This window comes from Succinivibrio dextrinosolvens DSM 3072 (assembly GCF_900167015.1).
Taxonomy (GTDB): Bacteria; Pseudomonadota; Gammaproteobacteria; order Enterobacterales; family Succinivibrionaceae; genus Succinivibrio; species Succinivibrio dextrinosolvens.
Map to the genome: position 1 here is coordinate 1 of NZ_FUXX01000066.1, position 8,338 is coordinate 8,338.

Consider the following 8,338-nt stretch of genomic DNA (forward strand, 5'->3'; position numbering starts at 1 on the left):
ACAGGAAAGTGTTTTATCGAATTTATTGCTCTGTCTATAAGAATGCTTATGCAGTACAGAATTCATAACTGTAAATACAATGGAAAAAATCCACCACATAATTCCTTTAAGAAAATTATTGACGAATTAAATGGAATTCAGGAAATAGAATTTACCTCAGGATTTATTGCAGTGAAGCCTGTATCAAAAGTTCAGCAGGAGTGTCTGAAGTTATTTAGAGCAAAGACTCCATCTGACAGATATGACAATGAACTTGCCTATGCGAACAGATTAAAGAAGGCTCGTAAACCACATTAGAAACGAATTACTTGGACAAGATTGTTGTGTAGGTACAACTCAATGCAAAACGCAGGGAATTACTTGGACAAGATTGTTGTGTAGGTACAACTCAATGCAAAACGCAGGATAATTGTTACAAAATAAGATAACAACTTGTATCAAGTTGTAAAAGAATTTTGGTGGAGGTGGAGGGAGTTGAACCCTCGTCCCAAAAGACTGCATCTTCGGCGCTACATGTTTAGGCAATCATTAATCTCGATACCCGCTGCGGACCGCCACGCCACAAAGTACCCAGTCTGTATAATCTTTAATGCTTCAACCACAGACGGGGCATCCACACGATCTAGTGAAGAACCGACCCCAGTAAGACTAAGTGTCACTAGAAAGACTTAGAACTGAGGGCATTCAGCAGGTTATTAAGCTGCGATTGCGTAGGTTTCGTCGTTTGCGACTATATTTAAACGAATTTTTAACGAGCTTTCGCCACTCGACATGCTCCTAGGAATTCATACTTCCGGTCGAAACCAAAAATACACCCCCAAGATGTGAACAGAAAGAGTATACAACAAATACCGAATTTATTTCTATTCTAATGAGAAAAAATCATCATTAAAACCGTTAGATACAGCTAGATTTTCAGCAACAGAATGGCTTATTTTTGGGCAAGAACAAATATTTTTTCAAAAACGAATTTTTTTATGCTGTTTTGTTATAATGTGCACATTTTCAAAGATTGCCTATTGCATACGTAAAAATAATGTAATCTGCGCAATTTGAAATAGGTCTTTAACTTCAATCTTATAAAAACAGTAATGCTGATATAACAGCTTTAGGATTTAATTTTTTATGAAAACAGCAAATCCTCTTGTTCCAGCTTTTATTACCTGCATGCGTGAAGGATACAGCTTCAAACTCTTCCGCTCTGATGTGATTGCAGGTTTAACAGTTGCCATTGTTGCTCTTCCTCTTGCAATGGCTATGGCTGTAGCTTCTGGAGCATCCCCTGATAAAGGTTTGGTTACCGCAGTAGTAGCCGGATTCTTCATTTCATTCTTAGGCGGCTCTAGAGTCCAGATTGGCGGACCTACAGGAGCATTTGTAGTTGTTATCTTTGACATCATCCAGAGATTCGGTTTCAACGGACTGATTCTTGCCTCCATTATGGCAGGTCTGATTCTGATAATTGCCGGTTATGCCCGTTTAGGAAAACTGATTAAATACATTCCTTACCCTGTTATCACAGGTTTTACCACTGGTATTGCTGTAATTATTGCATCAAGTCAGGTTAAAGACTTTTTAGGTTTACAGGTTGAATCAGTTCCTGCTGACTTTCTGAACAAATGGTATGTATACCTTTCAAATCTTGATAAGGTTACCTATTCTGCTCTTGCAATGGGCGCACTAGGTCTTGCTACCATTATTATCTGTAAAAAGATTTCTCCAAAGATCCCATCATATCTGGTATCTATTCTTTTAATTTCTGCTCTGGCATATGGCTTCTCAATGGATATTGAGACCATCGGAACCAGATTCCCAAATCTACCTACAGGCCTTCCTACACCAGTATGGCCAGAGTTTTCATTAGAGCAGATTAGAGCACTTGTTCCATCAGCATTTACCATTGCCTTCCTGGCTGGTATTGAAGCTCTGCTTTCAGCCGTAGTAGCAGATGGACTTATCGGACACAAACACTCACTGAACCAGGAGCTTGTTGGTCAGGGTGTAGCTAATATCGCTTCAGGTATTTTCGGCGGTATTCCAGCAACTGGTGCTATCGCAAGAACCGCAACTAACATTAAGGCTGGCGGTAGAACTCCTGTTGCAGGTATCTTCCACTCAGTATTCCTGCTTGTATTCCTATACACCGCAATGGATATTCTTGCCTTCATTCCAATGGCAGCATTAGCCGCTGTTCTGTTCATGGTTTCATGGGGTATGTCAGATCTTAAGCATTTCACTCAGATTGCAAAGATCAGCCCATCAGACAGAACTATTCTGTTCTTAACCTTTGCGCTTACCGTAATGGTTGACCTGACTGTAGCTATCGGTGTTGGTGTAACCTTCGCTTCCCTACTGTTCATGAGACACATGTCCCGTTCTGTTGAAATCAGAAAGCAGCACTGCAAGTCAGAGTATGAGACTCACGATGGTGAAGATCCATCTGATGATGAAATTGACATTCCAGATGATGTAACAGTACTTCAGATCAACGGACCTCTGTTCTACGGCTTTGCTTCAGAGTTCTGTGACAGACTGAAGGCATTAGAACAGCTTCCAAGAATTCTGATTCTGCGTATGAGATTCATGCCTTATCTAGATGCATCAGGTGAGAATTCAATTGAAGAAATTCTGAATATCTGTAGACAGCATAAGACCTATGTAATCTTCTCCGCTGTAAGACCACAGCCACGCAAGATCCTTGAAAGAGCTGGTTTACACAAGAAGTTAGACGGTGCAATTGCTCCTGATTTTGATGAAGCATTAAAGATGGCTAAGAACCTTCTTAAGGATGAAGAATTCATCATGAAGCACATTGATCCAGCCAAAGCTTAAGTCTGTTTAAGAGTTAAAAATAAGCCTGAAGTAAAATTCAGGCTTTTTTTTGAGAAAAATTTAAGAAAAAAAAAAAAGATTAGAAGAATTACTTAAAGTTCTTCTTCATGATGCGCTCTTTATCACGAGCCCACTGTCTATCCTTGATAGAATCACGCTTATCGTGTTCCTGTTTACCGCGGGCAAGACCAATCTCAAGCTTTGCCCACTGATTCTTCCAGTACAGCTTCAGAGGAATAATGGTATATCCCTGTCTCTGCACAGAACCTGCAAGCTTATCAATCTCTCGTCTTGATAAAAGAAGCTTACGTGTACGGGTAGGATCACTGACCACGAATGCACAGCTGGTTTTTAAAGGATTGATTACAGAACCAAAGAGAACAACCTCTCCGCCTTTAACATTTACATAGGCCTCAGAGATATTGCATTTACCAGCTCTTAGTGATTTTACTTCCCATCCCTGAAGAGATAATCCTGCTTCATATCTGTCTTCAATAAAATATTCAAAGGAAGCTCTGCGATTCACGGCAACAACGTTACTCTGCTGTTTTACTTTCTTTGCCACTTATATTGCTCCACTATTTTCTTAATCTGAAAAATTATATCCCACATCCAAGTCAAAACAAAAATTATTCTCTGAAAATTTAATTCACAAATATGAAATAATCAGTTTCAAGAAAAAAATATGAACAGCTGAAATGTAAATAATATCTTTTTTGTAAAAGCCATATAGTTCACAAAATCGCAAAACTATCACAATTGGAAGCAGTGAGATTAGACTCAAATATAAAAAACTTTGACTGACTTTTGATTTTTTTCACCCAGAAATCTATAGGATTACAGAGTTTTCACACAAATATGGCTAATATAACCGTGTTTCCAGTGAAAATTGAATAATAAAAGACACAGACAAACCTAGTCTGCAAGCCAAATTTGGGCTAAACTACGTCATTCAAAAAATATAATAAAAGGGAATACTTATGCTTATTGCAGAATTTATCTTTATGTTAATGATGCTATACATCGGTAGCCGCTACGGTGGTATCGGTCTAGGTGTAGTATCAGGAATTGGTATTTTGGTTGAGGTATTCATTTTAAGAATGCCTCCTGCAGGCGCTCCTGTAGACGTTATGCTTATCATTATCGCAGTAGTAAGCTGTGCTGCAATTCTTGAGGCTGCAGGCGGTCTTAAGTACATGCTTCAGGTTGCAGAGAAGATCCTTCGTAAGAATCCTAAGAGAATCACCTTCTTAGGTCCTCTTGTCACCTTCTCTTTAAGTATCATGCTGGGTACCGGCCACGCAGTTTACTCAATCATGCCTATCATCGGTGATATTGCTCTTAAGAACAAAATCAGACCTGAGCGTCCAATGGCAGCAGCATCTGTTGCATCTCAGCTGGCTCTGACAGGTTCTCCTATTGCCGCTGTTGTTGCATGTTATTTAGGTAAGGATGTTCTTCAGCTGCCAGGTCTTGAGGATTTAAATCTTCTGCACATTCTGGCTGTTACATTCCCTGCTACCCTTTTAGGTACTATTGCAATGTCCATCTACTCAAACTTCAGAGGTCGTGAACTTGAGGATGACAAAGAGTACCAGAGAAGATTACAGGATCCTGCATACAGAGATCAGATTCTAAACACCACCAAGACAACCTTAAATGAGGAACTGCCTTTCGGTGCAAAGCTGTCAGTAGGAATCTTCCTTTTATCATTAGTACTTATCGTTTTAATCGCTGTCTTCCCTGAGGTTAGAACCATCGGTGAAGGTACACGTCCAATCTCAATGGGCGTTATCATTCAGATGATGATGCTGGGCTTCGGTGCGATTATTCTGATTACTACAAGAACTCCTGTTAACAAGATCCCTAACGGAGTTGTGTTCAAATCAGGTATGGTTGCATGTATTGCAATCTTCGGTATCGCATGGATGTCAAACACCTACTTTGCCTACGCAATGCCAGAGTTCAAGGCTGCAATTACCGGAATGGTAAATGATGCACCATGGACCTTCGCATTAGCTCTGTTCGCAGTGTCTGTAGTTGTAAACTCACAGGCTGCTACAGCAAAGATTATGCTTCCTGTTGCTATCGCCATCGGTCTTCCAGGTCCAGTACTGATTGGTCTGATGCCTGCAACCTATGCATACTTCTTCATTCCAAACTACCCATCAGATATTGCAACTGTTAACTTCGACGTTACCGGTACCACCAAGATCGGTAAGTGGTACTTCAACCACTCATTCATGGTTCCAGGCTTAATCGGCGTAGTAGTTGCCTGCTGCGTAGGTCTATCCTTAGCAGAAATCGTTATTTAATAAACGATTTCCTTATTAACGAAAACCACCTTTTGGTGGTTTTCTCATTTTTATGCCCCAAAAACATGCGATAACTCCAATTTATCCAAAAAAGTACCTATGGATGTCTAATTTATTACATACAATTATTATGTGGGGTTGTATCTAAATTCTGAATTTGAACATTACTATTTTTTGTATCTGGCCTGAAAAAGTATCTGGTACTAGTAGTGTTCAAGATAAGCTATTGCCATTAAGCGTTTAAGAGAGATTGGGTATGGAACAGTCTGAAACAGAAAACAGTCAGAACGAAAATTTACAAGACAGTGCTCAGCTGCAGGAATTTGAAAATCCTAGTTCGGATATTCCTCCGGTATTAACCTCTGATACCACCTATGCTACGGAACGCAGTTTCGATGAGACAGATCCTGTTCCTGAATCTTATGAGCAGACCAGCTATTCAGAGCCACAGGGTCCACAGGAGCAGTATACCTCTGATGAAGTCGATACCACTGAAGATGCTCAGTCTGAGTCTGTAAGTCAGCAATCAGCAGACGAGGATGATGACGAGGATGATGAGGATTCAGTTGATCTTAACGTAGAAAATTTCAGTTATAAATCTGCCCCATTCTTCAAGTCTCTTTTTACATTTAAATTTGGAGATATTTCCATTGCACAGCGAATTATATTCTCCTTTGCTGTAGCAATTATCATCTTTGCAGTTGGTTCCATCAATATTATCTCAAGCATGAACGAATACGTTCTGCAGAAGAACTGTACAGAAAGACTGAGTCTGAGTTTAAACAAGGTTAATTCCGCCCTCATCAGTCTTACCCACCCGGATGATGATCCTCACGCACTTACAAAAGCGCAGGCATCAGTCAAAAAACTTGAGGGAATTTTAAACGCTCCAGAATATAAAGACTTCTACAAGAACAATGAAACTGCGGCAAAAATCCACAAGGATATCTCAGAATTCTGCAAAACAACCTATCAGATTCTGGATCTGGATTTAACACCAAAAGAGCTGCTTCAGCAGGCAGAAGAGGCATCAGCCATCATAGACAAATTTGAAGAGGCAAATCGAGAGGGTCTTTTAGATAAGGGCGCATATAAAAAGGTTTTATATACACTCTATGCGGTGCTGATCATCACTATTCTTGTATCTGTTGTACAGTCAATATTCCTAGCTAAATCACTCAACAGTGAGGTTCGCCATGTATGGAAATCTCTTCAGAAACTTGCATCAGGAGACTTCCGACGAGATCACAGCGAAAAGAGAATCAGAAAGAATGAAATTGGAAACATTGATCAGCTGGTCAATGCGGTAACAAAATACATGCAGAAAACCATTGGCAAACTGAACTCTGATTTCAGCAAAATGCTTGAAATGGTTAATACCAACTCTCAGATGCTGGAAAATACAGCAGATGCAATTGCCACCCAGAAATCAAGAGCAAGTTCTGTTGCCTCCGCAACAAATAATATGGAGGATTCCATTGAAAAGGTTACAGAATTCGCCCGTTCAACTCTAACAGAAGTTCAGAGTGCAGAAACAGCTTCAGATACCTGCCGTATGACGATGCAGGATAACATCACTACCACCCACTCTCTGTCAGATAAACTGAAGGCAACTTCAGTTGCAATTGAAAACATCAACAAGATGGGTTCCCAGATCGACTCAATTGTTAAGACCATTGCTGCAATTGCAGATCAGACAAATCTTCTGGCATTAAATGCAACCATCGAGGCGGCTCGAAGCGGTGAACATGGTAAAGGCTTTGCCGTAGTGGCAAATGAGGTCCGTGATCTGGCATTCAAGACAGCAAAATCTACAAAGGAAGTTACCGATACCATCACCAGACTGAATGGGGCTGTGGAAATGTGTGTTACCGTGGTGGCATCCTGTGAAGAGGAAATGAACAATTCCGTACATCAGAGCTCAAGAGCAAACAGTGCTATTGAGGAGATTATGGGAATTATTGCAACCATCTCCGATATGTCAGAGCAGATTGTGGACTCCTGTACAGAGCAGACCAACATTGCCGGTGAGGTAAACTCTCAGATAGAGAATATCAACAGCGTAACTGAAGAGTGCTTTGAGCATATTCAGGAAACCAAGCATGCTGTGCATAAGATCAGAAAGATGGCAAAGAATCAGGTCAAGAATCTGTCTGTATTCACCATCAACAGCGAAGAACAATAACCTTCTGTTAAGTAGAGCATCAGTTTTTATGAAGCTGATTGTCGCTAACCATCCAAGTTTATGACCTGTAACACTCAAAGGGATATCCTTTGAGTATTGCTATTTGTAAATATGAGGAGTTTTGTATGAAATTCACAAATAAAAAGCACCTTATCTTAGCTGTTCTTGCAGGAGTATTTACAATTTGCGCATCAGATGCATACGCGGAACAGGCCGACAGAGAAAGCATTGTACAGGTTGCTTTACTACAGTCTCTGGCACAGGGGTATTTTGGAGGAACCATTACCTCAGGAGAACTTAGAGCGCTTGGTGATACCGGTATTGGAACCTTTGAAGGATTGAACGGGGAGATGATTGTTCTGGATGGCAAGGTTTACCAGGCTCTGGGCGACGGTACAGTTTTTACTGCACCGGACAAAACACCAATTCCATATGCAACAGCAACATTCTTTGAAGAGGATATTCCTGTCAAACTTACAGATATCAAAGTTGACATCCTCCTCTTGCTAAAGCAAGAGGATTCCTACTGCTGACATTACTGTTCAGCTTCAGAGGGTTCACAGTGCTGACTCCTTTTGGAGTTCACTTCCTGTGCTAGCCGGGCGAGCCCCGCCCTTAGGATATTTCCCGCTGCATTTTCATCTGCATTAGCTGTATATCCACAGTTCGTACAGCAGAAATGAGCCTGAGTAATGCGATTGTCTTTTGAGACATGACCGCATTTAGGACAGGTTCTGCTGGTATTCTTTGGGTTAATCTGTAAAAAGATATGACCTCTCTTTTTCTGCTTGTATTCAAGCATCTTAAAGAATTGTCCCCAGCCTTCAGACAGAATTGAACGGTTAAGTCCTGACTTTGCTTTTACATTCTTACCAGGATTTAACAGGCTTCCTTTTGCACTTTTCGTCATATTCTTTATCTTCAGCTCCTCAGCAACAACTATAGCGTGGCTATTGCAAATCAGTGTGCTGAGCTTCTGATGACTGTCATTACGTATATTGGCTTT

General features: G+C 40.6%; 7 protein-coding genes and 1 other RNA gene. 5 read left to right on the forward strand and 3 right to left on the reverse strand.

The genetic code is table 11. The features are described 5' to 3' along the window. The coding region (locus B5D46_RS12230; RefSeq protein ID WP_159443110.1) for a hypothetical protein at positions 1 to 297 on the forward strand (297 nt) is incomplete at its 5' end. Between the two features lie 159 nt (positions 298 to 456). Here B5D46_RS12230 and ssrA read toward each other — a convergent pair. Then, positions 457 to 819: a transfer-messenger RNA gene (gene ssrA / locus B5D46_RS11385) on the reverse strand. Positions 820 to 1,125: 306 nt separating this feature from the next. On the opposite strand from ssrA, the gene B5D46_RS11390 reads away from it, so the two are divergent. Further along, positions 1,126 to 2,832, forward strand: a complete 1,707-nt coding sequence (locus B5D46_RS11390; RefSeq protein ID WP_078929556.1) for a SulP family inorganic anion transporter — start codon at positions 1,126 to 1,128, stop codon at positions 2,830 to 2,832. A gap of 88 nt (positions 2,833 to 2,920) precedes the next feature. Here B5D46_RS11390 and smpB read toward each other — a convergent pair whose 3' ends face one another. Further along, positions 2,921 to 3,397 (reverse strand): SsrA-binding protein SmpB, encoded by a 477-nt coding sequence (smpB, locus tag B5D46_RS11395; RefSeq protein WP_078929557.1) that lies wholly within the window; start codon positions 3,395 to 3,397, stop codon positions 2,921 to 2,923. A gap of 415 nt (positions 3,398 to 3,812) precedes the next feature. Here smpB and B5D46_RS11400 point away from each other — a divergent pair, with 415 nt between their 5' ends. The 3 genes from B5D46_RS11400 to B5D46_RS11410 all read left to right on the forward strand — a co-directional run bounded on the left by B5D46_RS11400 (position 3,813) and on the right by B5D46_RS11410 (position 7,865). Continuing rightward, complete coding sequence (locus B5D46_RS11400) at positions 3,813 to 5,147, forward strand: anaerobic C4-dicarboxylate transporter (RefSeq protein WP_078929558.1); 1,335 nt, start codon at positions 3,813 to 3,815, stop codon at positions 5,145 to 5,147. A 256-nt stretch (positions 5,148 to 5,403) separates the two neighbouring features. Beyond that, positions 5,404 to 7,332, forward strand: a complete 1,929-nt coding sequence (locus tag B5D46_RS11405; protein ID WP_078929559.1) for a methyl-accepting chemotaxis protein — start codon at positions 5,404 to 5,406, stop codon at positions 7,330 to 7,332. Positions 7,333 to 7,457: 125 nt separating this feature from the next. After that, positions 7,458 to 7,865, forward strand: coding sequence for an acetolactate decarboxylase (locus tag B5D46_RS11410; RefSeq protein WP_078929560.1), 408 nt, complete (start codon positions 7,458 to 7,460; stop codon positions 7,863 to 7,865). 2 nt (positions 7,866 to 7,867) lie between these two features. Here the strand turns inward: B5D46_RS11410 and B5D46_RS11415 are convergent. Then, positions 7,868 to 8,338 (reverse strand): RNA-guided endonuclease InsQ/TnpB family protein (locus tag B5D46_RS11415; protein WP_143675680.1); only part of this gene is annotated, 471 nt, incomplete at its 5' end.